Below are 26,404 nucleotides of genomic sequence, written 5' to 3' on the forward strand. Positions count from 1 at the left end.
GCAAGGCGCGACGCATGTTCGTGAACCGGCGCGACGTCCAGATCCAGTGGGGCGACTGCGACCCCGCCAACATCGTCTACTACCCGCGCTATTTCGCGATGTTCGACGATTCGACGTCGACCCTGTTCGAGGTCGCCGGGTTTTCCAAGCAGGACCTGGTCCGCAAATACGGCCTGGTGGGGATTCCCATGGTCGACACGCGGGCCAAGTTCTACATCCCCTCGACCTATGGCGACTGGATCACCATCGAAACCAGCATCGAGAGCATCAAGCGCTCGAGCTTCGAGGTGAAGCACAACGTCTTCAAGGGCGAGGCGCTGGCGATCGAGGGGTTCGAGACCCGCGTCCTGGTCGGCCGCGATCCAGACAACCCCGACAAGCTGAAATCGGCACCGTTTCCGGCGGAAATGGCCGCCAAATTCACGGGGAGTTAGGTCCGGAGCTAAATCGCCGCATCACCAAAAGAGGGGGCTGAATTACCCCCCGATTTCTGCTTTCAAGGAAACACGTCAAGGGAGGAATAGATGAAACGCTTTTACCTGACCGCCGCCATCACAGCGGCCGCGCTGGCGCTGCCGGCATTGCCTGCGCTGGCCCAGACCAGCGAGATCACCATCGGCATCACCACCACCACGACCGGTCCGGGCGCGGCCCTCGGCATTCCCGAGCGCAACGCGCTGGAATTCGTGCCGAAGGAAATCGGCGGCGTGCCACTGAAGGTGATCGTGCTCGACGACGGCGGCGATCCCACCACCGCCACCACCAACGCCCGCCGCTTCGTGACCGAGTCCAAGGCCGACATCATCATGGGCTCGGCGTTGACGCCGCCGACGATCGCGGTCTCCAACGTCGCCAACGAGGCCGGCATTCCGCATTTCGGCCTGGCGCCCTTCCCGATCACCCCGGAACGCATGAAGTGGTCGGTGGCGATGCCGCAGCCGATCCCGATCGTGGGCAAGGTGCTGTACGACCACATGAAGTCCAAGGGCGTGAAGACCCTCGGCTATATCGGCTATTCCGATTCCTACGGCGACCTCTGGTTCAACGATCTGAAGGCGCAGGCCGTGCCGATGGGCATGACCATCGTCGACGAGGAGCGCTTCGCCCGCCCCGACACCTCGGTGACCGGACAGGTGCTGAAGCTCGTCGCCGCCAATCCCGATGCGATCCTGGTCGGCGCCTCCGGCACCGCGGCCGCGCTGCCGCAGACCGAGCTGCGCGAGCGCGGCTATCAGGGCCTGATCTACCAGACCCATGGCGCGGCCAGCATGGACTTCATCCGCATCGCCGGCAAAGCCGCCGAGGGCGTGCTGATGGCCTCCGGCCCCGTGATGGACCCCGAGGACCAGCCGGACGAAGCCGCCACCAAGAAGCCGGGTCTCGCGCTCAACGCCGCGTATGAGGCAAAGTACGGCCCGAACAGCCGCAGCCAGTTCGCCGGCCATTCCTACGACGCCTTTGAGATCCTCAAGCGCATCATCCCGACCGCGCTGAAGACGGCAAAACCCGGCACGCCGGAATTCCGCGAAGCGATCCGCCAGGCGCTACTGACGGAGAAGGAGCTTGCGGCGAGCCAGGGCGTCTACAACTTCACCGAAAAGGACCGCTACGGCCTCGACGAGCGCTCGCGCATCCTGCTCACGGTGAAGAACGGCAAGTACTCGCTGGTGAAGTAGGCGTAGCGAAAATTTCGAGACGACGAGAGCCGGCCCGATGGGCCGGCTCTTTTGTTTTTGGCTGCAAGAACGAGCTGCCACCCCGGTGTCGCTGCGCCCCCTCTCCCGCCTGCGGGAGAGGGCTGGGGAGAGGGTGTCTCCGCAACGGGACCGGCTGAAGCATACGAAAAAATCCCCCAGAGGAGAGAGCTCTCACCCGCCACGCTCTGCGAGCGTGTCGACCTCTCCCGCAAGCGGGAGAGGTGCACGAGCTCGTGGCGAGGCCGATTGCTACGCCGCCTGCCGCAGCGGGATCCAGGCGAACTCCGGATAGTAATTGTCCATCATGCGATCGACATAGGCGGTGAGGTTCGGAAATCCCTCGGCGCGCTGGCGCAAGGGCGATTCGAAGAACGGCGTCAGGATGCCGGCGAGTGCGCCGAAGGCGGTGGCATCGACGCCGCACGGCTTGTTACCCATCAGATAGGACTTGTCGCCGAGCTGCACCGAGAGTGCGAACAGCGAGCGCACCGCAAGATCGACGTCGTCATCGGGCGCGTGGCGCCCGAGCCCGGAGAGCAGATAATTCTCGGCGACGCGGAATTGCGCATCCTCGCGCAACTTCTCGCGGTTGTGCTCAGGCGCGCCGTCGAAGAAATGCGACGGGCCCTTGGCGAAATTGACCGGATCGACCCAGCGCGCGCCGACCAGCGCCCAATAGACATGATGCTCGATCATCCGCTCGAACGCCCAAGCCTGCGCGCGCTCGGCCAGCGACAGGCCGGCGTCGAAATCGAAGCCGTAGCGGCGTTCGATATGGGCGCGGATGAAGGTGGAATCGGCCACGGCCTCGCCGCCATCGTCGATGAACGGCAGCTGCCCCTTGGGGGAAGCGGGCGGCATCGCGCGCTCCTTCCGGTAAGGCAGTCCCGCCATCTTGAGCTGCACCTCGGTCTTGGTGACGAAGGGGCTGATTTCCGGCAGGCCGAAGCCGGTGCCAAAGCCGTAGAGCGTAATCATGAAACCTCTCCTGAACCTGTCGAAAGCTGACGGAACCTAGCGACCGGCTGCTGCCACCATGGTGGCAGCAGCCGTGATATCTTCTGCTAAGCGGGCCCCTCGCCAGGCGCGGCCCATGACATGACGGACCAGCGCGTCCGCGGCCTGGATCAGCGAGCGCGTCACAACGCGCGCCAGCGCAAAGCGGAGGTCGGCGGCCATGAGATCGAGCGAAATGAGGCGGCTGAACGCCCAGGCCTGCCACATCTGGGCGCGCCACATCGGAACGCCCGGGCCGAAATGGGTTGGAATGATCATGGACAAATCCTCTTCAGTCGATGTGATGTCCCGGTATAAAACTCCCCTGCTGCCAACATCCTGTCAGCAGCCGCGCGCCCCCTTTTGAAAAGATCACCGACAAGAGACCCGTCATGAGACGCGCCGACCGGCTGTTTCAGATCATCCAGGTGCTGAGGCGCACGCGTAAGCCGCTGACGGCGGACGCGATCGCGGCCGAGCTCGAGACCTCGAAGCGCACCATCTATCGCGACATCGCAACCCTGATCGGCCAGCGTGTCCCGATCCGCGGCGAAGCGGGCATGGGCTACATCCTGGAAAAGGGTTTTGACCTGCCACCACTCATGCTGACGCCTGACGAGATCGAGGCGGCGGTGTTGGGCGCGCAATGGGTCGCGGGCCACGCCGACTCCGCACTGGCGCGCGCTGCCGAAGACCTGATGGCCAAGATCGCCGACACCGTCCCCGAGCGCCTGCGTCCCTTCGTGCTGGAGCCGGCGAGCCGGGCGCGGCCAAGCTGGAACAGCGAGCCGGACCGGCTGGACATGGCGCGCACGCGCACCCAGATCCACGAAGGCAAGAAGATCATGCTCCGCTATCGCGACGAGCAGGGCCGCCCCAGCGAGCGCATGATCTGGCCGATCTCGGTCGGCTATCTCGAAGCCGTGCGTCTCCTCGCCGCCTGGTGCGAGCTGCGCAGCGACTTCCGCAGCTTCCGTACCGACCGCGTGGTGGAGGCGACCTACCTCGACGATAAGTATCCGGAGCGGCGCGACGTGCTGCGCGCAAGATGGCGGCAGAGCCTCGTCTGGGGCCCGCCGAAGGACACGTGACGAGGATGGAAGAGAGCTCCCCCATCGATCTCACGAGCTGTTGCCAGAGTTGCGGCGCCTGCTGTGGCTATTCGGCGAACTGGCCGCGCTTCTCGATCGAGAGCGACGAAGAGCTTGCGGCGATCCCGGAGGTGCTCGTCAACGCGCGTCAATCCGGCATGCGCTGCGAGGGCGATCGCTGCTCGGCGTTGCGTGGAGAGATCGGCAAGGAGACCGCGTGCGGCATCTATGCGGTGCGGCCGGAAGTATGCCGCACCTGCATGCCCGGTGACGCCGAATGCGCGATGGCGCGGCGGAAGTTCGGGCTGCCAGCTCTAGCTATCGTTTAGGCCGGAATGGCCTCGCTGATCTCGTCGTCGATCTCGTCGTCCAGCGGTGCCAGCACCGAGAGCGGCTTGGTCGACAGCGTGATCGGCTTGCGGCCGCCCGGCAGCGACGGCGAGGATTTTGCCGTTCCTGCGCGCGACAGGGCGTAGAGCGTCGAGCCGACGCGGCCACCATTCTCGATCAGATCGCGCTCGCTACAGCTCGCCGCGATCGCGACCGCCAGCGAATGCAGATGGCTGCGGCGATAGCAGAACAGCGCCAGCCTGGCGCGCGCGTCAGGGGAAACACTCTCAACCAACCTCGGCAGGCCACTCTCGCTGGCGCGGTACATCTCGCCAAGGAGCTCGTCGCGGACCGGGCAGAAATCGCTTTCAAAGGAATCGCGGCTTGAAAACATTGCAGTTCTCCCTCGTGTGGGGAAGATGCAGCGCAATTCTCTAACGAAAGGTTAACCACCCTGCCCGGTAGTCACCCGGGGTCCTTGCGCGCCGGCAGCGAATCGGAGGGCTCGGCGGGAGCTTCCCAGAGGCCATCCTTCGAGACCCCCGCCTTCGGCGGCCCTCAGGATGAGGGCCTTAGTTCGCGGCGAAATCCCGGACCCTCATGGTGAGGAGCGCCGCCTTAGGGCGCGTCTCGAACCATGAAGCCGAGCACCCCGAAGGGCCGCCGGCCTCAGTTCGCCGCCATGAAGATGGAGAGGCCGAAGCCGGTGAGATGGTGCAGCGCCTGGTCGACGCCGATCAGGGTCCAGAACCAGGGATGCGCGAGGTCGACACCAAAATTGGCCGAGACGAACCCCTTGGCGCGGTCGATCGTGATGTGGATCACGAAGTCGATGAACGCCACGAACCAGAATCTCGGCGCCACGATCAGGATCAGCGGCAGCGCAACCGCAAGGTGAATGAGGCAGTGCACCAGAAGCGGCAGCGCCCAGCCGTGCTTCTGGTCCTTGCCGTGCGCCATCCAGGCGGTCTGGAGGACGAAATCGGCGATGATGTGCTTGAAGGTGAGCAGCAGCATCCAGCCAATGAGCGCTTCAACCGGAACCGCCGATGCCATGGGTGGAAACGACAAAGCTGACGCCCTCATTGACGTGACAAGAAAAATTGGAGCGTTCAGCGCAGCTTCTTCTTGGACCGGTCAAATCGCCGGGATACGCGATTTATGACATCTCCCGCGGAGGAATGCAGCCGGGGGAACCGGAAAATCGCCAACTGTGGCTAACTGGTGATAGGATGACCAATCGCCGCGGCGGCGTAGAGTAAGGTTACCTCCGGCTCGAAATTTGCATTCCGCTGCCTTCGCGCTATCATTGATGGCAGAGAATATCGTTCTTTTTTTCAGATGTTTACGAATTTCAGGGCGCCCGCTGCGCTTCCCATCCACGCGGCGCCACCCAAAGAATAAGGCCAGAGTGCTGCCATGAGTACTGAAGGCCCCACCGCATCACTGACCGAGCCGCCGCCGCGGCGCCCCAAGGTGATCAAGACCAATCAGCAGCAGGTCTTTCTCTACATCGTGCTGACCCTGCTGCTGTCGCTCGCCACTGTCTGGGCCGGCCGCACGCTGGTGCACAATTCGGAAACGCTGACCTTTGCCGTCGGCGGCCCCAACAGCGACGAGGCGCTGTTCGCGGCCAAGTTCGCCGCTCTCCTGAAAAACAACGCCTCGCGCTTCCGGATCAAGATCGTCAACAACGCGGACAACGCCAAGGCGATCGCGCAGTTCGACCGCAAGCAGGCCGACCTCGCCGTGCTGCGCACGGACGCCAAGGTCCCGCTGCGGGCACGCGCGCTCGCGATCCTCGAGCACGATCTCGTGCTCCTGCTAGGTCCCGGCAACAAGAAGATCAAGTCGCTCGCCGAGCTGAAGAAGAAGAAGGTCGCGGTCATCGCCGAGAACGAATCCTCGCTCGCCTTCGTCCGCAGCATCCTCGACATCCCCGACGGCCCCGAGGCCGCGAAGATCCAGCTGGCGCCGCAGGGCGCAACGCTCGACAAGCTGTTTGCCCCGGCAAACGGCTTCAGCGCGGTGATCGCCATCGTCCACGCCTCGAAGGCGGTGCGCGACAAGTCTTATGAGCAAGTCGCCAAACGCGGGGGCTTCACGCTGAACGCGATCGACGAAGCCAAGACCCTGGCGCGTAAATTCCCCGGCATTTCCGACGAGACGCTGACGGCGGGCACGGTGTCGACGTCCCCGCAAATTCCCGACGACGATCTCGACACGATCGGGCTCGAATGGCTGCTGGTCGCGCAATCCAGGATGTCCCCGTCCACAGCAGGCGAGCTCGCGCGCATCGTCTACGAGAACAAAGCCGCACTCGGGCTCGACAACGGCTTTGCCACCAGGATTGAGCCGGCCTCGGTCGAGAAGGACGCCTTCGTGGTCGCGCATCGAGGCGCCGCCGACTACATCAACGACGACACCAAGTCGTTCATGGATAAGTATAGCGACCTGATGTATCTGGGCGCCGCCGCGCTCAGCGTCATCGGCTCGATCTTCGCCGCGATCTACGCCAAGATCACAAGGATCGCGCCGGAGAAGGCCAGCGAGCTCTCCACCGCCATCCTCGACGTCGGCGAGCGGATCGAGCACGCCCATTCGCTGGATCAGCTCGAATGCCTCCAGGACGAGCTGGAAGGCATTTTACGCGGGGCCGTTATTGGCTTGCGAGACGGCACGATCAGTACCGACGGGCTCGACACCTTCAAGCTCGGCTACGAATTCGTCCGCGACGAGATCGGCATGCGCCGCGATTATCTGAAACGTCATGCCGGCGAGAGCGAAAAGGCCGCCCGCGATACCGGCCCGCCCCAGCACGACGACAGCAATGTCGTGGTGGTCAAGACAGCGCAGAGCGCCTGATCCGCTGATTTGATGCCCCTCGGGCCGGGTTGACGGACATGCTGGCGGTCGATCGGCCATCGGAACCCGGGAACCCGCTTCACTCGCAACCGTTGGTTTCCAGATACAACCCGGAGAACGCGGCATGCGTATACTCCTCATCATCATCCTTCTCGGAATCCTGGCGGCGGCCGGCTATTTCGCCTATTCCGCAATGGCGGTCGAGGGCGAGCCGATCCCGACAGAGGGTTATGTGGCGCTGGCGCTGGGCGCGGGATTCTCCATTGTTGTCGGCGTCGGCCTGATGGTGCTGCTGTTCTTCAGCAGTCGCCGCGGCTACGACGAGCCGCCACATTTCAGGTAGCGGCTTGGGCCGCCGCCCTTCGCCACAAATCTCCTCATTTGCTGCGGCCCGAGCCCGTCGTTGACGGCCCCGGCCAGGGCAGGCACTTTGGCGCCAAGGTCCAGCTGGGACCGCACGAGCCAAACTGAGCCACCCTTCCTCATGTCCAACCCGCTGATCTCCGCTCTGGCCCAGTTCGCGGCCGCCACGGCCGGCCGCAACATGACCAAGGCGGCCTATGTGGCAGTCGGCGTCGGATTGCTCAGCATGGTGCTGCTGACGGTCAACCCGGCCTATGAGGTGGCGCACCGCTGGGTCGATATGCTGCTGTGGGCCTGCCTCGTCTATTTCGTGTTCGAATGGCTGGTCCGGCTGCGCCACATGTCGCGCCAGGGGCGGCTTTCGCTCTACATGTCCTCTTCTGCCGGCATCGTCGACGCGGTCGGTGCGCTGGCGGTGCCGGTCGCGCTGGTTTTCGGCGTCGAGCCGAAGACGGCGTGGCTGCTCAGCGTGCTCTGGGTGCTGAAGGTGGTGCCGGGCATTCCGGGCTTGCGGCAGCTTCGCCGCGTGCTGGTGCTGGAATCAGGACCGCTGGTCAGCGTGCTCGTGATCTTCCTGATGGTGGTCTTCCTCGCGTCCGTCGCCGAATATTTCCTGGAGCGGGACGTGCAGCCGCAGACGTTCGGCAGCGTCCCCGCGGCGCTGTGGTGGGCCGTCGTCACACTGACGACGACGGGCTATGGCGACGTCGTGCCGGTCACGCCGCTCGGCCGCATGGTGGCGGCGCTGGTGATGATCTCCGGCCTCGGGGTGTTCGGCCTCTGGACCGGCATCCTGGCCACCGGCTTTGCGGCCGAGACCCGGCGCGACAATTTCCTCAAGACCTGGGAATCCGTGAGCAGGGTGCCGTTCTTCGCGGCGCTGGGACCCGCGGCCATTGCTGACGTCACCCACATGCTGCGCACCATGGAGCTGCCGGCGCGCACCATGATCATCCGCAAGGGCGCGCAGGGCGACTGCATGTATTTCATTGCCGCCGGCGAGGTCGAGGTCGACCTGCCCGGCAAGAAGGTGCAGCTCGGCGAGGGCGCCTTCTTCGGCGAGATGGCGCTGCTCGGCAACAATTTGCGCGGCGCCAATGTCTCGACCACGAAAGTGTCGCGGCTGCTGGTGCTCGACCTCGTCGATTTCCGCGTGCTGATGGCGCGGCACCCCGATCTCGCCGAGACCATCGACGCGGAAGCCAAACGCCGCGCGCTCGAAAACAAGTAATGGAGACAAGAATGTCGGACACAGCCGACGCAGCCTCTGGCCCCGTGCTCGAAATCACCGGCGCGCGCGCCACCATCCGCCTCAACAGGCCAAAGCATCTCAACCGGCTCCAGGCGGAGGATCTCGGCGAACTGGTCAAACTGTTCGACCGGATCGAGGCCGATCCCGCCATTCACGTGCTGGTGCTGACCGGCACCGGGCGCGCCTTCTCCGCGGGCTACGATCTCAATTCAGTGGCGGAGCGCGCCGTCAGCGCCCATGAGCAGCAGAGCGCAGGCTCGGCGTTCGAGGTGGTCGTCAACCGGCTCGAGGATCTCGGCGTGCCGACGATCTGCCGGCTCAACGGCGGCGTCTATGGCGGCTCGACCGACCTCGCGCTGGCCTGCGACTTCCGCATCGGCGTCGACACCGCCGAGATGTTCATGCCGGCGGCGCGGCTGGGCCTGCATTACTACACGAGCGGCATCAAGCGTTACGTGACCCGGCTCGGCGTCGACAACGCGAAGAAGCTGTTCCTCACGGCGTCGAGGATCAGCGCGCCGGAGATGCTGCGGATCGGCTATCTCACCGCGATGGTGCCGGAAGAGACCCTCGATGAAGAAGTCGACAAGCTCGCTGGCGTCCTCGCCGGCAACGCGCCGCAGGCGATGCGCGGCATGAAGCGCGCGATCAACGAATTCGCCCGCGGCGAGCTCGACGAGCGAGCTGCCGACCAGCGCCACCGCGACAGCATGCGCGGCGACGAGATCAAGGAAGGCATCAAAGCGTTCGCGGAGAAGCGGCCGCCAAAATTCTGATCACGCCCGCTTCGACCGCATCGCGCGCACCTGCGTGAGCATGGGATCGCGGACGAGCGCCTGGTAGCGCTTGCTGTCGACGGCGTAAATCGCGATCCGGCCCTCACTGTCGGCATGAACGCCCCAGCCGAAGCGCTTGCCCAGCGTCGATGCTCTCATGCACGCCTGCCCCCGGGAGAAGAACGCGTCACGGACTGCTTGCTTCTCCGCTTTCGTCGCCTTCACATCGAGTTCGCGCCCCGGCGCAGACGTCGCGAAGATCACGTCGTCGGACGTGTATTTGTAGGGCGCCTTGGCGATCATCCCATATTGGAGGCACGCCACCGTCGGCTTTCCCGCGCGCAGCGGCGGCTCCTCGCCAGTACGCGCGGGACAGTCTTCAGCAACTCGGATGAAGGTGTTGAAGCAGTTGGTCGTGTGCATTGGCTTCGTCATCGGCAAACCTGGATCATTCAACCACCAACCATCTTGGCATGCTGCGCGGCCATCTCATCATCCGCCGCATTGATGCTCCGGAACGCGGGCCGCGAGGTCATGCGCTCGGCATAGCGGACGAAGACGTCCTTCTTCGGAACGATGCCGAACATCATGGTCCAGCTGAACGCGACGCCCCACAACACGTCTGCCGCCGTCATGCGCTCGCCGAGCAGATACGGCCCCGTCGACAGCTGCGCCTCGAGGGCGCCCAGCATGGTGTCGTAATCGGCATAGGGCGACTGCGTGATCGGCGCCGGCTCGCGCTGCATGAACTTGTCGATCAGCGCAGGCTCGAACGATGCGCCGTAATAGGCGATCCAGCGCAAATATGGGCCGCGCAGCGGATCGTTCAGGGCCGGCGTCAGCCCCGCCTGCGGGAAGAGGTCGGCGAGATAGATCGTGATCGCGACCTGCTCGGTCACCAGCGCCTCGCCGTGACGAATCGCCGGCACCTTGCCGAGCGGATTGATGGCGAGGTAGGCGGGCTTGCGCTGCTCGCCCGCCTTCATGTTGAGGACATGGAGATCATAGGGCGCGCCAAGCTCCTCCAGCAGCACCCGCGTGCCGGTGGCGCGGCTTTGCGGCGAATAATACAGCGTGACGCGGTTCGGATCGGTCATGGCGGGTCTCCCATCTGGCCTTTGGCGATGGCGCAGCTTGTAGCGGACCATACCTGACATCCTGTGTCAGGTATGGTTTAAGGGATCATGCGCGCGAGCCGGATGCTGTCGATCCTCACCACCCTCCAGGCCAGGGGGCAAGTCACCGCCCCCGAGCTTGCGGAAGCCTGCGAGGTCTCGGTGCGCACGATCTATCGCGACATCGACGCGCTCGCGGCGTCAGGCGTGCCCGTCTATGCCGATCGCGGCGCGGAGGGCGGCTATCGCCTGCTCGACGGCTACCGCGTGCGGCTGAACGGCCTGTCGCAGAGCGAGGCGGGCGCGCTGTTCCTGGCGGGATTGCCGGGCCCCGCCGCGGCGCTCGGGCTCGACGCCGCGATGCTCGCCGCACAGAACAAGCTGATGGCGGCGCTGCCTGCGAATCTGCGCGAGGACGCCGGGCGGATGCAGGAATGCTTTCACCTGGACGCGCCGGGCTGGTTCGGCGAGGCCGAACAGCCAAAACATCTGCGCACCATCGCCGGCGCGGCTTTGCGCGGGACGCTAATCAAGATCCGCTACCAGAGCTGGCGCGCGGAAAAGCAGCGCCGCGTCGCCCCGCTCGGCCTCGTGTTGAAGGGCGGCAGCTGGTATCTCGCAGGGCAAGTCGACGGCAGCGTGCGCACCTATCGCGTCGCGCGGGTACTCGATTGCACGGCGATGGACGATGGTTTCGATCGTCCCGCCGATTTCGATCTCGCCGGCTATTGGCGGGATGCGACGCTTCGTCTCGAAGCCGAGATGCATCCCAATGTCGCGCTCGTCCGGCTCTCGCCGTTCGGCGTCAAGCTGCTCGATGCGCTGAGCCAGCCTTTCGTCAAGGCGCGCACGCGGCTTGACGAAACCGTCGACGCGGATGGCTGGCGCCTCGCGAGAGTGCCGGTCGGCAAGACGTCGTGGCATGCCGCGGCCGAATTGTTGCGACTGGGCCCCGAGGCCGAAGTGCTGGAGCCCGCCGATCTCCGCGACAAGATGGCCGAGCTGGCGCAGGCGATGGCCGCACGCTATCGCGCGGCGGCTAGGAAAGCTTGACGTCGGCACATTTTGCCGCAGCCCACGAAACAATCCTGAAACACGATTCTCAGCCGACGCCGTGAACGCATTCCCGCTTCGACCCGACCGAGATGCAGGGACACAACAATGGCCCAGCGCCACATGGAGAATGAAGATGTTTCGTAAGCTTGCACTTGGTCTGATCGCTGCCGGTTCGCTCGGCGCTGCCGCGCTCGCCCCCACCGCCGCTTCGGCCGGCGGCTTCCATCATCACCACTGGGGTCATGGCTGGGGTCCCGGCTTCGGCATTGGCGGCGTCTACCTCAACACCGGCGTCAGCAACTGCTACCAGGAGCGCCTCGTCCGCACTCGTCACGGCATGCGCGTCCGCGTCGTGAATGTCTGCGCGTACTACTGATACTCGCACAATCGACAAAGCTCCGGTCGCACCGCGGCCGGAGTTTTGCGTTGAGCTAGCCGCCCTGCCGCTGCCGGCGAAACCAGGCCCAGGTCTCGCGCGTGGTTCTGAGGTAGCCGTGGCCGCGATGGACGATCTCGCCATCGACAAGCTCGTTGAGCTTGGGCAGCGCATGGAAGGGGATCGTGGGATAGGCGTGATGCTCGACATGGTAGGGCATGTTCCACGCAAACCATTTGACGATCGCGCCGGTATAGGTGGTGCGGGTGTTCTGGAAGGCGCTACGGGTGCGGTCGCAGCCGGTATGCTCGGCGTAGAGGTAGGGCCGCAGGAAGAACTGCCCGATGACGAGCGGGACGATCCAGATCCAGAGCAGCAGCGCTGAGGCGAACCATAGCGATAGCGCGAAGAGGAGCGCATAGAGCGCGACATAGGCGCGCGCCTCTCCCACGATGATGGCGCGCTTGGTCTCGGGGATCCAGGGTACGATGACCCTGCCGGTGACGGCATGGCCGAGCATCAGCCGGAGACGGCCGGCGACCTGGAGCAAGCCGCTATAGGCGATCGCGAGCTGGGTGTCGGAGGTCGGCTTCACGCCGACGATCAGCTCCGGGTCCTTCTGAGGATCCTGGGTGTAGCGGTGATGGTCCCAGTGAAACAGGCAGTAATATTCATAAGGCAATCCGATGATGAAGGCCGAGAGATAGCCTACAGTGAGATTGAGGCTGCGGCTTTTGAACGCGGTCTTGTGCGCGGTCTCGTGCACCGCCATGAACAGAAAAGCGACGAGATAGCCCTGTGTCGCCATCAGCGGCAGCGCCCAGAGCACGCCATGGCGCGAGCTAACGATCCAGATCAGCGTGCCCATCAGCACGATCGCGCCGTAATGGCCAAGGCTCTGCGCGGCCCCCCTGACGTTGGAGCGCACAGACAATTCGCGCAGCATGACCGGACTCAGCGGCTTCAATCGATGGCCGGGATCTGAAACGGTCGCGTCAGTCATGACCTGAGGCCTGCTCTACTTGCTGAGAAGCGCCGCGATCTCGTCCCTGATGAAGGCCTGATCGCGCGGATTGTTAACGGGATTGCCGGCGCGATGGCCATGCAGAGACGGGATCGGATGCAGCACGGCGGACTTCGCATTGACCAGCTTGGGAAGCTCGCCTTCGTTGTCGCGAGCGTCGAAATAGCGGTCGGTCGCGCCCGGCATCAGCAGCATATGCGCCTTGATCGCGGCGAGCGCGCGATCGAGATCACCGCCGAACGCCGCGCATGCGCTGATGTCGCCGCGCTGCCAGATGCCGGCCTGCGCCAGGAGATCGTTGGCGTCGCGGCGGGCAAAGGTCGAATCCCAGACGCCGACAAGATAATCCTCGAGGGACGTGAAGCCCGCCTCGCGCCAGAGCTCGTCGCGATAGAAGCCGTGCGACATCGCCCAGCCGGCATAGACGCGGCCCATGGCGCGGTAGCCGGCAACAGGCTTTTCGACGAAGCGGCCGTCGCGGAAGGCGGGGTCGCCAGTGAGCGCGGCCTTCACGCTTTCAAGGAAGACGTGATTATAGGGCGCGCAGCGCGCACTGCCGCAAACCACAGCGGCACGCGCGACCATGTCGGGATGCAGCGCGGCCCAGTGATAGGTCTGCATGCCGCCCATCGACCAGCCATAGACCAGCGCGAGTTTTGTGATGCCGAAGCGTTCGGTGAGCAGCCGATGCTGGATCGCAATGGCGTCGTGATAGCTGACTTGCGGGAATGGCACGCCCGAATTTGACGGCGAGGAGGACAGGCCGTTGCCGAACAGGTTCGGGATGATGATGAAGTAGCGCGTTGGGTCGAGCACGCCGTCGGGCCCGATCAGCCATTCGGTGTCGAAATGCTGCGCGCTGAACGAGGTCGGATAGAGGATGGCGTTGTCTTTCGCCGAGCTGAGCGTGCCGTAGGTCTTGTAGGCAAGCTTCATCGCGGGAAAGACGGAGCCCGATTGCAGCGTGACGTCACCGGCCTCGAAGATCTCGTAGTCGCGCTGCCCGGTCATGCGTCCAACTCCAGCTCACGCGGCCGCAGCATGCGCCCGCCGCAACAAAGATGCATCGATCGTGCCGGACCGACAAATGCCCCGTTGCGCGCCAATAACTGTACTAGTAGTACATTTATTTGGAAGGGGCAACGGGATTCTGGCCGACGCACATCAGGCAATGGCTGCGATGTAGCGCTCCACCGAGGCCGCAAACGCAGCCTTGGCGCCCGCGGCAATGTTGCGGCCCCACCAGGCACCGTAGATGCGATCGAAGGCGAGCGGCTCGACTGCAGCAGCGATCCGCCGCACCGCGGCGGCGTTGAGCGGCATGTAGTTGGGGTAGGAATACATGAAGCTGACGAACCGGCGGTCCATCGCCACCTGCGCGATATCCCCGGTGAGCAGCGCGCCCCAGCCGTCGGCACCGCGCGACCAATGCAGCACGGTGGCGCCCGCGAAATGGCCGCCGGTACGCAGGAGTAGCACGTCGTCGGAGATACGATGGCTCTCGCCGGTCCAGTGCACGATCGATGGATGCGGACGCGTCACCCACTGGCGGTCATCGGCATGTAGAAAGACCGGAATGCCGCCGAAGGCATCGCTCCAATCGGCCAACGCGCCATAATAGTGCGGATGCGAGATCGCGACCGCCTTCAGTCCGCCGAGTGAACGTACATGCGCGATCGCCTCCGGCGTCGCCAGCGGCACGCAGTCCCACATCACGCAACCATCCGCCAGCGGGACCAGCAGCGCGCGCTGGCCGATGGCAAAGCTCGGCTCGAGCGAAAGGCCGGTCAGGCCGAGATCGTCGCGCCAAGTCATGTGATGACGTTCCGCCAGCGCGTCCCGCGTGAGGAAGGCTTGGCCCTTCCAGTTCACGAACTGCCGTTCGTCCTCGCAGATCGGACACGATGTGGGCGGTTTCTCGCTGACCGGGAATTGCGCGCCGCAGGTTTCGCAGGTCCAGAGGGGCATGGCCGAAATCCATAGAATGAGACCGTCGCACAGATGAAATGAGATCGCGGTCCTGCAATCGCAAGTGCGGTCGGAACCATGCCGGTCAGCGCAGGTTAGGTTCTGGTCCACCTCGGGCACACACGGGCCCGCAGTCTCCGCCTCATGCGAGATCCCACCCGATCGGCAGCATCAAGTTCAGCGTCTCGATGACATCGCGCCCTTCAACGTCTCGTATCTGGCCCCTGTTTGCGCTCAACTTCTTCATGGCCGACATGCAGTCGGGCATCGGACCGTTCATCGGCGTCTTCCTCCAGGAGCGCGGCTGGGCGACCGGCCTGATCGGCACCGCGATGACGATCGGCAATGTCGCGGGCATGCTGGTCACGACGCCGATCGGCGGCTTCATCGATTCCAGCCGCAACAAGCGGCTATGGGTCGTCATTCCCGGCATCTGCGTCGTCCTTGCCTCCGCGATCATCCTGATCTCGCAAAACTTCTGGGCGGTGACGTTCTCGCAAGTTGCGCAGTCGCTGGCGAGCGCCGCAATCGTGCCGGCGGTCACGGGCATCACGCTCGGCATCGCCAAGCAGAAGGGCTTCAATGCACTCAACGGCCGCAACCAGGCGTACAATCACGCCGGCAACATGGTGGGCGCCGCGCTGTCGGGCTATCTCGGCTACAGGTTCGGCTATTTCGCCGTGTTCGTGCTGGCGGCCGTGTTCGGCGCCATCGCGATCGCCTGCGTGATGATGATCCCCGCCAAGGCGATCGACGACCGCGCCGCCCGCGGCTGCAAGGAGGATGATCCCGACAGCGCGCCGGATGCGCTCACGATCCTGGTCAAGCACCGGGCGCTGCTGGTCCTGGCGCTGGCGCTCGCACTATTCCATCTCGGCAACGCCGCCATCGTGCCGCTCTACGGCCTTGCAGCGGTGGCCGAGGGACAGGCCAACGGCCCGAGCTTCGTCGCGACCACCGTGGTGATCGCGCAGGGTGTGATGATCGTGACCTCGCTGATCGCGATGAAGGCGGCGAGCAAGCGCAACTACTGGCCGATAATCCTGGTATCCTTCATGTTCCTGCCCATCCGCGGCGTGCTTGCCTTCTTCGTCACGGGATGGTGGGGCGTCGTGCCGATGCAGGTGCTCGACGGCATCGGCACCGGCCTCCAGACGGTTGCGGTCCCCGGCATGGTGGCCCGCTCGCTCAACGGCACCGGCCGCATCAATCTCGGCCAGGGCGCCGTCATCACGGTGCAGGGCGTCGGCGCCAGCCTCAGTCCCGCGCTCGGCGGCTGGATCGCGCAATGGATCGGTTACGGCCCGACCTTCCTGCTGCTCGGCGGCTTCGGGCTCGCCTCTATGGCGCTCTGGCTGGCTTTCGGGGCGGCGGTGAAGAAGTATTGAGACCGGCCGCCGCGCCGACGTCACGGCGCAAACTGCCGATTCAGACCAATCCGAAACGTATGAAGCTCGATGTCGCTGGCCGGCAGGCTGGTCCCGGGAATGGATAAGGAGAGCTGGCGCCCAAGGTTGAGATACAAATACTCTGCCTTGAGCGACCAGCGCGGCGCGAACGACCATTCTCCGCCGCCACCGACCGCATATCCGAGATTGATGCCGCTTGCCGAAGCGTGACCATCCAACGCTCCGGGAAAGCCCGCGATCAGCAGATTGTTGGTCAGACGCGCATGGCTGCTGTCGAGGCTTGCCTTGACATGCGCCCAGGCAAGACCGCCGGTCGCATAAAGCAGCCAATTGGTGCTGGCGTAACCCAGGCGACCGCGCAGCGTGCCGAGATAATCGATGTCCTGGGTCACCGTCACCGTGCCGGTGTAATTGTCGAAATCGCCGACGAGGAAAACGGGTCGCAGCGTATAAGAGCCCGATGCCCGCCCGCCAATCCCGGAGACGCTGACGTCGGCTTCGACACCAGCGACCAGATGGCCGGCCTGCCAATTGTAGCCGGCCTGCAATCCGCCCAGCCCACCGGACTGACCGACACCGAGTGTGAACGGCGTAGACGCTGTCGAGGTCAGATTGTTCACACCGGGAAACAGTGCCAGAAGTGCGCCGGGATCGACCGACGCAGCATTGCCATCGCCGGTGCCGTAACCGGCGTGAACGCCCGCATAGAAGCCGGTCCAGCTGACCACCGGAGCGATCTCGTCGGCTGTCGCAGCCGTGGCGGAAACCACACCACAGCCAAGCGCCAGAAGAACAGGCAGCAGTCCCCTCGCTAGACGTGTCATCGAGTCAATTCCCTTCCAATCGCCCAGTCATTGCGAGCGGGACAATAGGCGGGAGTGCGGCCCCGGTTCGTGGGGAGCAGCGAAGCGCTGGATGGACTGACGCGAAAGCCGGCAAATCGCGTATCGCCTGTTGCGATCCGGGCACACCTGGCTGCGGCACCTGGTCACTGGCTCAGCGCGCAGTTGCGAGTGGCTTTTCGTGCAATCTCGGGGTTTTCTGGTTGCCGGTACCTTGGCCTGACGGCAAGGATGCAACCTCCAAGTGCCCGCCAACAAACGATTCCCGCTCCACTGATGTCGCAGCCCCAACTCTCATTCGATGGCGACCCGAACGGTCCGGCCTACGAAAGATGGCGCGAGCAATTTTGTCGTCAGGTGGCGAATGTCGATTTCGTGCCGATCGGAGAAGGCCGCGTCCACCGGACCATTGCACCGGCCATTCTTCCCCGCATCAGGCTGTCGGCCTCGTTCGGCTCGCCGATGTCTTTCGTGTCATTGGGGACGAACGACGAATTGGTCATCACGATGTCACCCAATTCGGCGTTGCGCGGGGCCATGGGCAAGCGCCCGCTGGAGGTCGCCGCCGGCGACATCACGATCGGCGATCCCTCGATCAAGGGCGCCCAAATCACGCAAATGGAGTACGGCAATTTCCAGACCGCGCTGCTGCCGCGCAAGGCGCTGCTGCGCGCTTGTCCGAATGCCGAGGACCTCATTGCGCAGTCAATCCCCGGCGCCAATGCGATCACGTCGATGTTCCTGCGGTACTATGACCTCGCGCATGCGCATGCCGACAAGCTCGCACCCGCGGAGCTCGACGCAGTCTCGCAGCACCTGTTCGACCTCTCCGTGCTGATGATTGGGGCACGCGGCGATGTCGCCGAAGAAGCCCGAATGCGCGGCCTTGCGGCGGCGCGTTTCGAAACACTGAAATCAGACATTCTGGCGCAGCTGGGCAGCCCTGGATTGTCACTGTCCGATCTGGCGGCCGCGCACAGGATCAGCGCGCGCACCATCCAGCTGCTGTTCGAGAAGGCCGGCATCACCTATAGCGGCTTCGTGCTGGAGCAGCGGTTGCTGCGCGCCGAGCGGCTGCTTCGAAATCCCGCCATGCGCACGCGCAAGATCATCGAGATCGCGCATCTCGCGGGATTCCACGACGTATCCTACTTCCATCGCGTGTTTCGCCGTCGCTTCGGGCAGACGCCAGACGACGTCAGGAAGCTGGCCGGCGACGCCGGCTAGGGGAATTCGACCACGATCTTGCCGAAGTGACCGCCCTGCTGCATCAACCGCAATGCATCCGGCACGGCATCGAAGCCAAACACGCGGTCGATCACCGGTTTCGTGCCATTGCGGCCCATCGCGGTCGTCATGCCCTCGAACATGCGTCGGCTGCCGACAGAGAGGCCGATGACGTGCAAATTCTTGGCGAACAGGCTCGGAATCGCGATCTGCTGTGAGAAGCCCGTGAGCACGCCGATCACGAGAATGGTCCCTCCGACGCGCGCCGCTTCAAGCGATTGCCCGAAGGTGTCCTTGCCGCCGACTTCGACGACGTGATCGACGCCGGCACCGCTCCACTCCGCTGCGGCCTTGCCCCATTCCGGCACCGAACGATAGTTGATGGTGTGGTCGGCGCCGAGCACCCTGGCGCGTTCCAGCTTTTCGTCGCTTGAAGAGGTCACGATCACGCTCGCGCCTGCGAGCTTTGCAAACTGCAGCGCGAAGATTGACACGCCGCCGGTGCCTTGCACCAGCACGGTATCACCAGGCTGCACATGAGCTTCTTCGAACAGTGCGCGCCAAGCCGTAAGTCCGGCGCAGGGCAGCGTCGCCGCTTGCTGAAAGGATAGGTGCGAGGGGATTCGGCTGACACCCTCGGCGTCGAGCACCATCACCTCCTGCAGCACGCCCGGCCGCGTACCGCCGAGTGCGTAGCGGCGGCTGGTCGCCGAGATCTTGCCGTCGATCCAGGACTGGAAGAACATCGGGCAGACGCGATCGCCGACTGCGATGCGAGTCACGCCGTCGCCGACTGCAATCACCTCACCCGCCCCGTCCGAGAACGGGATCAGCGGCAATCGGGAGATGCCGCCCTTGCCCTGCACCGTCAGCAGGTCGCGATAGTTCAGCGACGCCGCCCGCATCCGCACCGCGACCTGGCCCGGGCCGGGCGACGGCTCAGGCAGATCGGCGAGCTCCATTCCCTCAATCGACCAGTCGCGCGCAATCTGCCAGGCTTTCATGGCGACCGCTCCGTCTCAGGTGCCAAAATTCTTCTGGATCGCCTTGTCGAGCGTCTCGCCGCCGACGAAGCGCTGGCGCAGCTCTCGCTTGAGCAGCTTGCCGCTCGGGTTCTTCGGCAGGCTATCAACGAAGATGACGCGCTTGGGCACCTTGAAATGTGCCATCTGGCCGGCGCAATGCTTGATGACCGACTCTTCGTCCAGCTTCTCGCCGCTCTTGACCACGACGATCGCGGTTACCGCCTCGATCCAGCGCGGATCGGGCAGGCTGACGACGGCAACCTCGGAGACGGCGGGGATGCGGTAGACCATCTCCTCGACCTCCCGGCTCGCGACGTTCTCGCCGCCGGTCTTGATCATGTCCTTGACGCGGTCAACCACGGTGATGTGCCCCTCGTCGTCGACAGTGGCGAGATCGCCGGAGTGAAACCAGCCGCCCGAAAACGCCGCCGCGGTCTTCACGGGATCGTTGTAATAGCCGGACAAGAGATGCGGCGAGCGGTGCACGATCTCGCCGACTTCGCCCACCCTGACGTCCTCCATCGCAGTGTTGACCACCCGGGTCTCGACGTTGAGCACCGGCTTGCCGGCCGAGCCGGCCTTGCGCAGCTGGTCCTCTGGTCGCAGCACGGTCGCGAGCGGCGCAATCTCGGTCTGGCCGTAGAAATTCCAGAATTTTACGGCGGGCAGGCGGCGCTGGAGCTCGAGCAGCACCTCCACCGGCATGATCGAGGCGCCGTAATAGCCCTTCTGCAAGGTCGACAGGTCGGTCTTGTCGAAGTTCGGCGAGCGCAGCATCGCGATCCAGATCGTCGGCGGCGCGAAGAACGAGGTGATCCTGTGAGCTTGGATCAGCGCCAGGATGTTGTCGGCGGTCGGCTTGCCCGTGATGACGCCGGAGGCTCCGAGATAGATTTGCGGCCCGAGGAACACATCTAACTGGGCGCAGTGATAGAGCGGCAGCGCATGCAGGAATCTGTCCTCCACGCTCATGCCGCCGTCGATGATGCAGCTGACATACTGCCACATCACGGCTTCATGGGTCAGCATCGCGCCCTTGGGCAGCGATTCCGTGCCGCTTGTGTAGACGATCTGCGCGAGATCTCGGCTGTCGACGGATGCCTCCAGGAACGAGCCGTCGGGGCTGAGGAGATCGTCGAAGGTGGTGAGGCCCGGAGGTGCCGCGGCCGGATCCTCACCCGGCAGCCAGATCATCTTCTCGATCGCGCAATCCTTGGCGCTGGCCGCGCGCGCCGGCTCGACGAAATCCGGTCCCGTCGCCAGCAGCTTCGCGCCAGAACTCTTCAGGATGAAGTTGATCTCGTCCGGATTGAGCATGAAGTTGATCGGCACCAGCACCGCACCGATCCGCGCCAATGCGAAGCGCAGCGCCGCGAAGGCGTGCGAGTTGCGCGAGAGCACCGCGATGCGATCGCCCTTCTTGACGCCGAGGCCCAGCAGGCCGCGGCCGAGCCGGTTGCAGATCGCGTCCATCTCGGCAAAGCTCCAGCTCACATCGCCGCAGCTCACCGCGAGCTTGTTCGGCTCGCGCCCCGCGGAGCGGCGCAGGAGATCACCGATGGAATGCTCGCGCGCTTTCGAGATGGTGGCTGCGGTGTCGCCGGTCATGTGTTTCCTCCGTATGATGTCTTTATTGTCCGGATTTCTTGTTTGAAATCTTGCGTCTTGTTTTTGGCCCTACCTGCGCCGCGCCGCCTGCGCATGCTCCATGTACATGTGCTCGACCGACCGATCGAGCGAGGCGATCTTCTCAAAACCGCGGCGCCAATCCTGCAAGTGCCTGCGCGTCCACAGCACGCCGGCCTCGCGGTCGCGGCGGCGGATCGCGTCGATCAGATGGCGGTGCGCGGCGACGAGGCGCGGGCCACCCTCGGCGACGCCGGTCACGATCATCTCGGTGGTCGGATAGAACAATTGCGCCGCCGGCTCGCGCGCGAGCTGGAGCACGCGGTTCTGCGAGGCTTTTGCGACGAGCACGTGGAATTCGGCATCGCATTCGGCGAGCATCGCGGGATCGCCGACCACGGCCTCGCTGCGCGCGAGATTGTCGGCGAGCTCGGCGAAGTTCTCTTCGCTCGCCCGCTCCACCGCGCCTTCGATGCTCGCGACCTCCAGCGTCATCGAGGCCTCGTAGAGTTCGCGGAAGGTGACCTCATGCAGCACCAGCGCGCGGCTGAGGCGGCTGGTCAGGTTGCTGTAGCGCGGCAGGCAGGCGTGCAGGCGGCGCGAGGAATCGCGCCGGATCAGCCCGCCCTCCTCCAACACACGGATCCCCTCGCGAATGGTTGAGCGGTTGACGCCGAACTGGCGGACAAGCTCGTGCTCGGTGCCGATGGGATCGCCAGGCTTGATCCGGCCATTGACGATCTCGCGTTCGATGGCGTCGGCGACCTTCTGGTAGGCCGGCGCGACATCGATCGGACGAAACAGCGGCGCGACAGGCAAGATGGCCTCCAATGTCGATTGTCCGACAAACTATAGTTCTTGGACATAGGTGCGTCAAACTACGTCAACGAAGCTGCATCCGCAGCAAATTGACTCCGCAGTAACCCGGCTCTAACTTTGTCGGACAAAGGGACAGGATAGTCCCATACAAGAGGAAACGTATCCATGAGACCTATCGCAGCACTCGTGTCTGCGGCCGGCTTGCTGTCGGCTGCCCTGATCTCTCCCACCTTCGCCCAGCAGGCACCGCTCAAGATCGGGGTGCTCTCCGACTTCTCCTCGGTCTATTCCGACATCGGCGGCCAGGGGAATGTCGAGGCCACCAAAATGGCGATCGAGGATTTTGGCGGGCAGATGTTCGGCAAGCCGATCGACATGGTCGCGGCCGACGTGCTCAACAAGCCGGACGTCGCCTCCACCATCGCCCGCAAATGGTGGGAGACCGAGGGCGTCGACATGATCATCGACCTGCCGACCTCGGCGACCGCGCTCGCGGTGATGGAGCTGTCGAAGCAGTACGAGAAGATCATGATCGTGACGGATGCGGCCAGCTCCGACATCACCGGAAAATCCTGCTCGCCCTACACCGCGCATTGGACCTACGACACCTACGCCAACGCGCACACGGTCGGCAGCGCCATCGTCAAGAACGGCGGCGACACCTGGTTCTTCCTCACCGCCGACTACGTGTTCGGCCATTCGGTCGAGCGCGACACCGGTGACGTGGTGAAGGCGGCGGGCGGCAAGGTGCTCGGCAGCGTCAAGCATCCGCTCAACACGGCGGACTTCTCGTCATTTCTGCTCCAGGCCCAGGCCTCCAAGGCCAAGATCATCGGGCTCGCCAACGGCGGCGGCGACACCATCAATGCGATCAAGCAGGCCGGCGAGTTCGGGATCGTTGCCGGCGGCCAGAACCTGGCTGCGATCGTGATGTTCATCTCCGACGTGCACAGCCTGGGCCTCAAGCTTGCGCAGGGGCTGATCATCACGGAGGCCTATTACTGGGATCTCAACGACAAGACCCGCGCTTTCGGCAAGCGCTTCCTGGAGCGCGTCAAGCGCATGCCGACGATGAACCAGGCCGCGACCTACAGCGCGACGCTGCACTACCTCAAGGCCGTGCAGGCCGCCGGCACCCGTGACACCAAGACCGTGATGGCCAAGATGCGCGAGCTGCCGGTGCGCGACGCCTTCACCGACAACGGCGTGCTGCGCGAGGACGGCCGCATGGTGCACAGCATGTACCTGTTCCAGGTGAAGAAGCCCGAAGAGTCCAAGGCTCCGTGGGACTATTACAAGCTGCTCGCCGAAGTGCCGGCCGATCAGGCGTTCCGGCCGCTGAAGGATGGCGGCTGCCCGCTGGTGAAGTGACGCCGACGACGACGGACCTGCATCGCGCTGGCGCGGTGCAGGTCCACTAGCGCCGCCGCAGGTCCGATGGGCTGTGGCCGAACTTCTTGCGGAAAACCGTGCTGAAATACGACGAACTGCTGAAACCCAACTGGTACGCCACTTCCGTGATCGATAGCGACCGCAGCTCAGGACGGGTCAGCACGTCGTAGCAGCGCTGCAGCCGGCGATCCAAGATCCATTCGGACACCGACACATCGGTGAGCCGGAAGAGGTAGTGCAGATGCCGGAGCGACACGCCATTGCTCTTCGCGATCTTTTCCAGCGACAGGTCTGCATCGGTGAGGTGAGCTTCGATCCAGGCCTTGACCGAGCGCAGGCGGGCCTGCTGCGCGCTCGCCTCCTCCGAGAATTCGTCGCGGTCGCCCATGTCGAGTGCGAGCGCCAGCACGTCCATCAGCTCACCGCCGAGCCGGGTTCTCACGGTCTCGTCCAGCGGCGCCCCTTCCGCGGCAAGCGTCGCACAGAACTCGGCGGCAATCCGGCCAAGGCCGCGGCTCGTCGCCATCGTCGTGATGACAGGCAGACGGCCGTCGCTGAAGCGCGTCGCGAACTCCTTGCGCGAGATTTCGAGGTAGAGCGATCGTACCCTGCCGAGACATTCGAGATCATAGGCCTCGGAGGCCGAAAAGATCGTGCTGAAGCCGGGGTTCGACAGCAGGGTCTGCCCGGCCTGGAGAACATTGATCCGGCCCTGCTGGACAAATTCGACATAGTAGCAATCCTTGTCGAGCTTTGCGATGTGCCGCTCGCGGCGCGAGATGCGCTGCTCCGAAAGCAGCACGTCCGTCATCGTGACGGCGCCGAACCGCGCCTCGCGGATGAAACCTTGATAGTCGGATCGCTGCTCGGCTTTCACGTCGACATGAACGTACACATCGCAGATGGCGCCTTGCCATGCCGCGTAGCGCTTGGACGGCTCCAGCTCGTCCGTCGAGAAGACCAGGTTCATCGTGCGCCCATCCGTTGCGCAGCCAAGATGAACGTCGTTTGTGCATCGCACAAGCTGGCCGAGCATCGGGATTGTAGATGCCCGCCGCCTACGCGCAAGACTGTTTGCGCGGAGAAGCAAAAGCTTTGCGCTCCGGAGCAAGCCGCGTTTCGGCATGTGGCCTATGAAGACCAAAAAGCAGCCCACAAAATAGGCGGGAAACGTTCGCTTGCGTCAGGTCCAACCAACTGCTGCACAGCTTGTCGTGCCGCCTGAATGGCGATGCTCGTGAGCAGCGCCATGTCACCGATCACGATACGGTTCACGCAGCCGGTTCAAACCATCGCCGACATCGAGGCGCTGGAGCAGCGGCCTTACGACTCCCTCGTCCCCGCCCGCAATCTGCTCGATCTCTTCGACGCCACTGCACGCCTGCATCCCGACCGGCCTGCGCTGACGGTCTTGACCAAGGGCTCGCGCGAACCGGGCGACGTGACGCTGACGCATCCGCAACTGCTCGCGGAAATCACGCGTGCGGCCAATCTGTTCAGGTTGCACGGGATTGGCACGAGCGGCGGCACCGCCGCGTTCCTCTGCCCCATCCTGCGGCCGCTGTTTCCGGCGCTACTCGGCGCGCAGGTCGCGGGCGTTGCCAGCTCGATCAACTATCTCCTCAACGAGGACGCGATCGTCGACCTGCTCGAGGCGCAGAACGCAACCGTGCTGGTCATCCCTGCCGAAGCGGCCGATCGCGCGATCTGGGCCAAGGCGGCCAATGTCGCAAAGCGCGTCCCGTCGCTGAAGTCCATTTTTGTGATCGGTACGAGCGGCATCCTGCCTAAAGGGTTTCTAAACTTCGACGAGGCGATCGCGGGAGCGCGCGATACGCTGGACTTCGAGCCTTCGGCGGATCGCGAGGCGATTTGCGCCCTGTTCCACACCGGCGGGACCACCGGACGGCCGAAGCTGGTTCGGCTGACGCATGGCAACCAGATCCATGCAGCCTGGAGCTTTGCGCAGGTCCACGGACTGGATGAGCTGGATGCAGCCGTGAACGGCTTTCCGCTGTTTCACGTCGGCGGCACGATGACGCTCGGCCTGTCGATCCTCGCAGCCGGCGGCCATGTAATCATTCCCTCGCCCTACAGCCTCCGAAGTCCCGATGCCATCCGCGACTATTGGCACACGGTCGAGCGATTTCGCGCGACCATCGTCAGCGGCGTGCCGACGTCGATTGCCGCGCTTGCGGAAGTGCCGATCGGCTCCTCCGACATCAGCTCGGTTCGCATGGCGCTCACCGGTGGGGCCGTGGCGCCGAAGGCGGTCAGCGAGAGGTTTCAGGCGCGAACCGGGATCACGCTGTTCGAGACCTACGGCATGACGGAGACCGCGGCGGCGATCGCCTTCAATCCGGGCCGCGGAACACCCGTGCAAGGCAGCGTCGGCTTCCGGGCGCCGTTTGCGCAGACGAGAATCGTCGCGCTCGACGATGTCGGCCTGAGGACGGAATGCCCGCCGCTCACCAGCGGTCTCGTGCTCGCCCGAGGACCGCAGGTGTTTCCCGGTTATCTCGATCCCCAGCACAACAAGGGCGTGCTCACCGACGATCACTGGATCGTCACCGGCGATGTCGGCTACCTCACGGCAGATCAGCGCCTGGTGCTGACCGGTCGCGAGAAGGACCTCATCGTCCGCGGCGGTCACAACATCGACCCCGCCGCGATCGAGGACGTCGCCAACGCCTTCCCCGGCGTCCAGATGAGCTCGGCCGTCGGCATGCCCGACGCTTATGCCGGCGAGGTGCCCATTCTCTTCGTGGTACCGTCGCCGGGACAGACCATCGACCTCGCACAGCTGCGCGAGCATCTCGAACGCAATGTCAACGAGCCGCCTGCAAAACCGAAGCGCGTCGTGCTGCTCGAAGCGCTTCCGGTTACCGCGGTCGGCAAGATCTTCAAGCCCACGCTGCGCGACCTCGCAGTCCAGGAGAAGGTCAGGACCGAGATCGACCGCATCTTCGGACCGGACACCATGGCAGACATCGTCGTCGAGAAGGACGCCAGGCTGAACACGCTTGTCCACATCTCGATCGATTCTAACGATCAGGATCGGGTCAAGGCACTCACCGAGAGCTTGACACCGCTCCCGCAGACATATCGCATCACGACCCGATCGTCATAACGGCCCCGCAGAGGTCGACGTCGCA

Annotated in this window: 28 protein-coding genes; 14 read left to right on the plus strand and 14 right to left on the minus strand. The window is 64.4% G+C overall.

Annotated features, from left to right (window positions below; genetic code table 11):
• Positions 1-14 precede the first annotated feature (14 nt).
• Together NLM27_RS29435 and NLM27_RS29440 are read left to right on the plus strand one after the other, a co-directional pair.
• Positions 15-434 carry a thioesterase family protein gene (locus NLM27_RS29435; protein ID WP_254146606.1) on the plus strand — a complete coding sequence of 140 codons (420 nt, stop codon included), beginning with the start codon at positions 15-17 and terminating at the stop codon, positions 432-434.
• 90 nt (positions 435-524) lie between these two features.
• Positions 525-1,676, plus strand: coding sequence for an ABC transporter substrate-binding protein (locus NLM27_RS29440; protein ID WP_254146607.1), 1,152 nt, complete (start codon positions 525-527; stop codon positions 1,674-1,676).
• Positions 1,677-1,946: 270 nt separating this feature from the next.
• On the opposite strand, the gene NLM27_RS29445 is transcribed toward NLM27_RS29440, so the two are convergent.
• Together NLM27_RS29445 and NLM27_RS29450 are read right to left on the minus strand one after the other, a co-directional pair.
• The gene (locus tag NLM27_RS29445) at positions 1,947-2,675 is read right to left on the minus strand and encodes a glutathione S-transferase family protein (protein ID WP_254146608.1); all 729 of its coding nucleotides are present in this window, start codon (positions 2,673-2,675) and stop codon (positions 1,947-1,949) included.
• Positions 2,676-2,711: 36 nt separating this feature from the next.
• Positions 2,712-2,972, minus strand: a complete 261-nt coding sequence (locus NLM27_RS29450; protein WP_254146609.1) for a hypothetical protein — start codon at positions 2,970-2,972, stop codon at positions 2,712-2,714.
• Between the two features lie 113 nt (positions 2,973-3,085).
• On the opposite strand from NLM27_RS29450, the gene NLM27_RS29455 reads away from it, so the two are divergent.
• A complete protein-coding gene (locus NLM27_RS29455) occupies positions 3,086-3,784 on the plus strand; it encodes a YafY family protein (RefSeq protein ID WP_254146610.1) in 699 nt (232 codons plus the stop codon).
• Between the two features lie 5 nt (positions 3,785-3,789).
• Positions 3,790-4,113: a YkgJ family cysteine cluster protein gene (locus NLM27_RS29460; RefSeq protein ID WP_254146611.1), complete on the plus strand. Its 324-nt coding sequence runs from the start codon at positions 3,790-3,792 to the stop codon at positions 4,111-4,113.
• Here NLM27_RS29460 and NLM27_RS29465 read toward each other — a convergent pair.
• Together NLM27_RS29465 and NLM27_RS29470 are read right to left on the minus strand one after the other, a co-directional pair.
• Entirely contained in the window at positions 4,110-4,508 is a 399-nt protein-coding gene (locus tag NLM27_RS29465; RefSeq protein WP_254146612.1) for a hypothetical protein, read from the minus strand. The two genes, NLM27_RS29460 and NLM27_RS29465, sit on opposite strands and share 4 nt — an antisense overlap.
• Positions 4,509-4,783: 275 nt before the next feature.
• Complete coding sequence (locus tag NLM27_RS29470) at positions 4,784-5,131, minus strand: DUF3307 domain-containing protein (RefSeq protein ID WP_254148960.1); 348 nt, start codon at positions 5,129-5,131, stop codon at positions 4,784-4,786.
• Positions 5,132-5,533: 402 nt separating this feature from the next.
• On the opposite strand from NLM27_RS29470, the gene NLM27_RS29475 reads away from it, so the two are divergent.
• The 4 genes from NLM27_RS29475 (at position 5,534) to NLM27_RS29490 (ending at position 9,370) form a co-directional block, all read left to right on the plus strand.
• Positions 5,534-6,979, plus strand: a complete 1,446-nt coding sequence (locus tag NLM27_RS29475; protein ID WP_254146613.1) for a TAXI family TRAP transporter solute-binding subunit — start codon at positions 5,534-5,536, stop codon at positions 6,977-6,979.
• A 124-nt stretch (positions 6,980-7,103) separates the two neighbouring features.
• The gene (locus NLM27_RS29480; RefSeq protein WP_254146614.1) at positions 7,104-7,322 is read left to right on the plus strand and encodes a hypothetical protein; all 219 of its coding nucleotides are present in this window, start codon (positions 7,104-7,106) and stop codon (positions 7,320-7,322) included.
• A gap of 141 nt (positions 7,323-7,463) precedes the next feature.
• Positions 7,464-8,573: a cyclic nucleotide-gated ion channel gene (locus tag NLM27_RS29485; protein ID WP_254146615.1), complete on the plus strand. Its 1,110-nt coding sequence runs from the start codon at positions 7,464-7,466 to the stop codon at positions 8,571-8,573.
• An 11-nt stretch (positions 8,574-8,584) separates the two neighbouring features.
• Positions 8,585-9,370: an enoyl-CoA hydratase/isomerase family protein gene (locus tag NLM27_RS29490; RefSeq protein WP_254146616.1), complete on the plus strand. Its 786-nt coding sequence runs from the start codon at positions 8,585-8,587 to the stop codon at positions 9,368-9,370.
• Here NLM27_RS29490 and NLM27_RS29495 read toward each other — a convergent pair whose 3' ends face one another.
• Together NLM27_RS29495 and NLM27_RS29500 are read right to left on the minus strand one after the other, a co-directional pair.
• Positions 9,371-9,805: a DUF6157 family protein gene (locus NLM27_RS29495; RefSeq protein ID WP_254148961.1), complete on the minus strand. Its 435-nt coding sequence runs from the start codon at positions 9,803-9,805 to the stop codon at positions 9,371-9,373. It lies immediately after the preceding gene.
• A gap of 17 nt (positions 9,806-9,822) precedes the next feature.
• Positions 9,823-10,467, minus strand: coding sequence for a glutathione S-transferase family protein (locus NLM27_RS29500; RefSeq protein ID WP_254146617.1), 645 nt, complete (start codon positions 10,465-10,467; stop codon positions 9,823-9,825).
• Positions 10,468-10,554: 87 nt separating this feature from the next.
• On the opposite strand from NLM27_RS29500, the gene NLM27_RS29505 reads away from it, so the two are divergent.
• A complete protein-coding gene (locus tag NLM27_RS29505; RefSeq protein ID WP_254146618.1) occupies positions 10,555-11,538 on the plus strand; it encodes a YafY family protein in 984 nt (327 codons plus the stop codon).
• Positions 11,539-11,674: 136 nt separating this feature from the next.
• Entirely contained in the window at positions 11,675-11,917 is a 243-nt protein-coding gene (locus NLM27_RS29510) for a hypothetical protein (protein ID WP_254146619.1), read from the plus strand.
• 55 nt (positions 11,918-11,972) lie between these two features.
• On the opposite strand, the gene NLM27_RS29515 is transcribed toward NLM27_RS29510, so the two are convergent.
• From NLM27_RS29515 to NLM27_RS29525, 3 genes are all read right to left on the minus strand, one after another.
• Positions 11,973-12,920: a fatty acid desaturase gene (locus NLM27_RS29515; protein WP_254146620.1), complete on the minus strand. Its 948-nt coding sequence runs from the start codon at positions 12,918-12,920 to the stop codon at positions 11,973-11,975.
• A 15-nt stretch (positions 12,921-12,935) separates the two neighbouring features.
• Positions 12,936-13,952 (minus strand): alpha/beta fold hydrolase, encoded by a 1,017-nt coding sequence (locus NLM27_RS29520; RefSeq protein ID WP_254146621.1) that lies wholly within the window; start codon positions 13,950-13,952, stop codon positions 12,936-12,938.
• Between the two features lie 153 nt (positions 13,953-14,105).
• On the minus strand, positions 14,106-14,909 hold the full coding sequence (locus NLM27_RS29525) for an MBL fold metallo-hydrolase (RefSeq protein WP_254146622.1): 804 nt from the start codon (positions 14,907-14,909) through the stop codon (positions 14,106-14,108).
• 188 nt (positions 14,910-15,097) lie between these two features.
• On the opposite strand from NLM27_RS29525, the gene NLM27_RS29530 reads away from it, so the two are divergent.
• Positions 15,098-16,297: an MFS transporter gene (locus NLM27_RS29530; RefSeq protein ID WP_254146623.1), complete on the plus strand. Its 1,200-nt coding sequence runs from the start codon at positions 15,098-15,100 to the stop codon at positions 16,295-16,297.
• Positions 16,298-16,317: 20 nt separating this feature from the next.
• Here NLM27_RS29530 and NLM27_RS29535 read toward each other — a convergent pair whose 3' ends face one another.
• On the minus strand, positions 16,318-17,142 hold the full coding sequence (locus NLM27_RS29535; protein WP_254146624.1) for an outer membrane protein: 825 nt from the start codon (positions 17,140-17,142) through the stop codon (positions 16,318-16,320).
• Positions 17,143-17,436: 294 nt separating this feature from the next.
• Here NLM27_RS29535 and NLM27_RS29540 point away from each other — a divergent pair, with 294 nt between their 5' ends.
• Complete coding sequence (locus NLM27_RS29540; protein WP_254146625.1) at positions 17,437-18,387, plus strand: AraC family transcriptional regulator; 951 nt, start codon at positions 17,437-17,439, stop codon at positions 18,385-18,387.
• On the opposite strand, the gene NLM27_RS29545 is transcribed toward NLM27_RS29540, so the two are convergent.
• The 3 genes from NLM27_RS29545 to NLM27_RS29555 all read right to left on the minus strand — a co-directional run bounded on the left by NLM27_RS29545 (position 18,384) and on the right by NLM27_RS29555 (position 21,857).
• Positions 18,384-19,391 carry an NAD(P)-dependent alcohol dehydrogenase gene (locus tag NLM27_RS29545; RefSeq protein ID WP_254146626.1) on the minus strand — a complete coding sequence of 336 codons (1,008 nt, stop codon included), beginning with the start codon at positions 19,389-19,391 and terminating at the stop codon, positions 18,384-18,386. The genes NLM27_RS29540 and NLM27_RS29545 overlap by 4 nt on opposite strands.
• Positions 19,392-19,406: 15 nt before the next feature.
• Positions 19,407-21,020: an acyl-CoA synthetase gene (locus NLM27_RS29550; RefSeq protein WP_254146627.1), complete on the minus strand. Its 1,614-nt coding sequence runs from the start codon at positions 21,018-21,020 to the stop codon at positions 19,407-19,409.
• A gap of 69 nt (positions 21,021-21,089) precedes the next feature.
• Entirely contained in the window at positions 21,090-21,857 is a 768-nt protein-coding gene (locus NLM27_RS29555; protein ID WP_254146628.1) for a FadR/GntR family transcriptional regulator, read from the minus strand.
• A 165-nt stretch (positions 21,858-22,022) separates the two neighbouring features.
• Between NLM27_RS29555 and NLM27_RS29560 the strand changes: the two genes are divergently transcribed.
• The gene (locus tag NLM27_RS29560; protein ID WP_254146629.1) at positions 22,023-23,228 is read left to right on the plus strand and encodes an ABC transporter substrate-binding protein; all 1,206 of its coding nucleotides are present in this window, start codon (positions 22,023-22,025) and stop codon (positions 23,226-23,228) included.
• 46 nt (positions 23,229-23,274) lie between these two features.
• Here the strand turns inward: NLM27_RS29560 and NLM27_RS29565 are convergent, their stop codons facing one another.
• Positions 23,275-24,219: a helix-turn-helix domain-containing protein gene (locus NLM27_RS29565; RefSeq protein ID WP_254146630.1), complete on the minus strand. Its 945-nt coding sequence runs from the start codon at positions 24,217-24,219 to the stop codon at positions 23,275-23,277.
• A gap of 279 nt (positions 24,220-24,498) precedes the next feature.
• Between NLM27_RS29565 and NLM27_RS29570 the strand changes: the two genes are divergently transcribed.
• Positions 24,499-26,379 carry an AMP-binding protein gene (locus NLM27_RS29570; protein ID WP_254146631.1) on the plus strand — a complete coding sequence of 627 codons (1,881 nt, stop codon included), beginning with the start codon at positions 24,499-24,501 and terminating at the stop codon, positions 26,377-26,379.
• Positions 26,380-26,404: the final 25 nt, after the last annotated feature.

It is taken from the genome of Bradyrhizobium sp. CCGB12 (assembly GCF_024199845.1).
Lineage (GTDB): Bacteria > Pseudomonadota > Alphaproteobacteria > Rhizobiales > Xanthobacteraceae > Bradyrhizobium.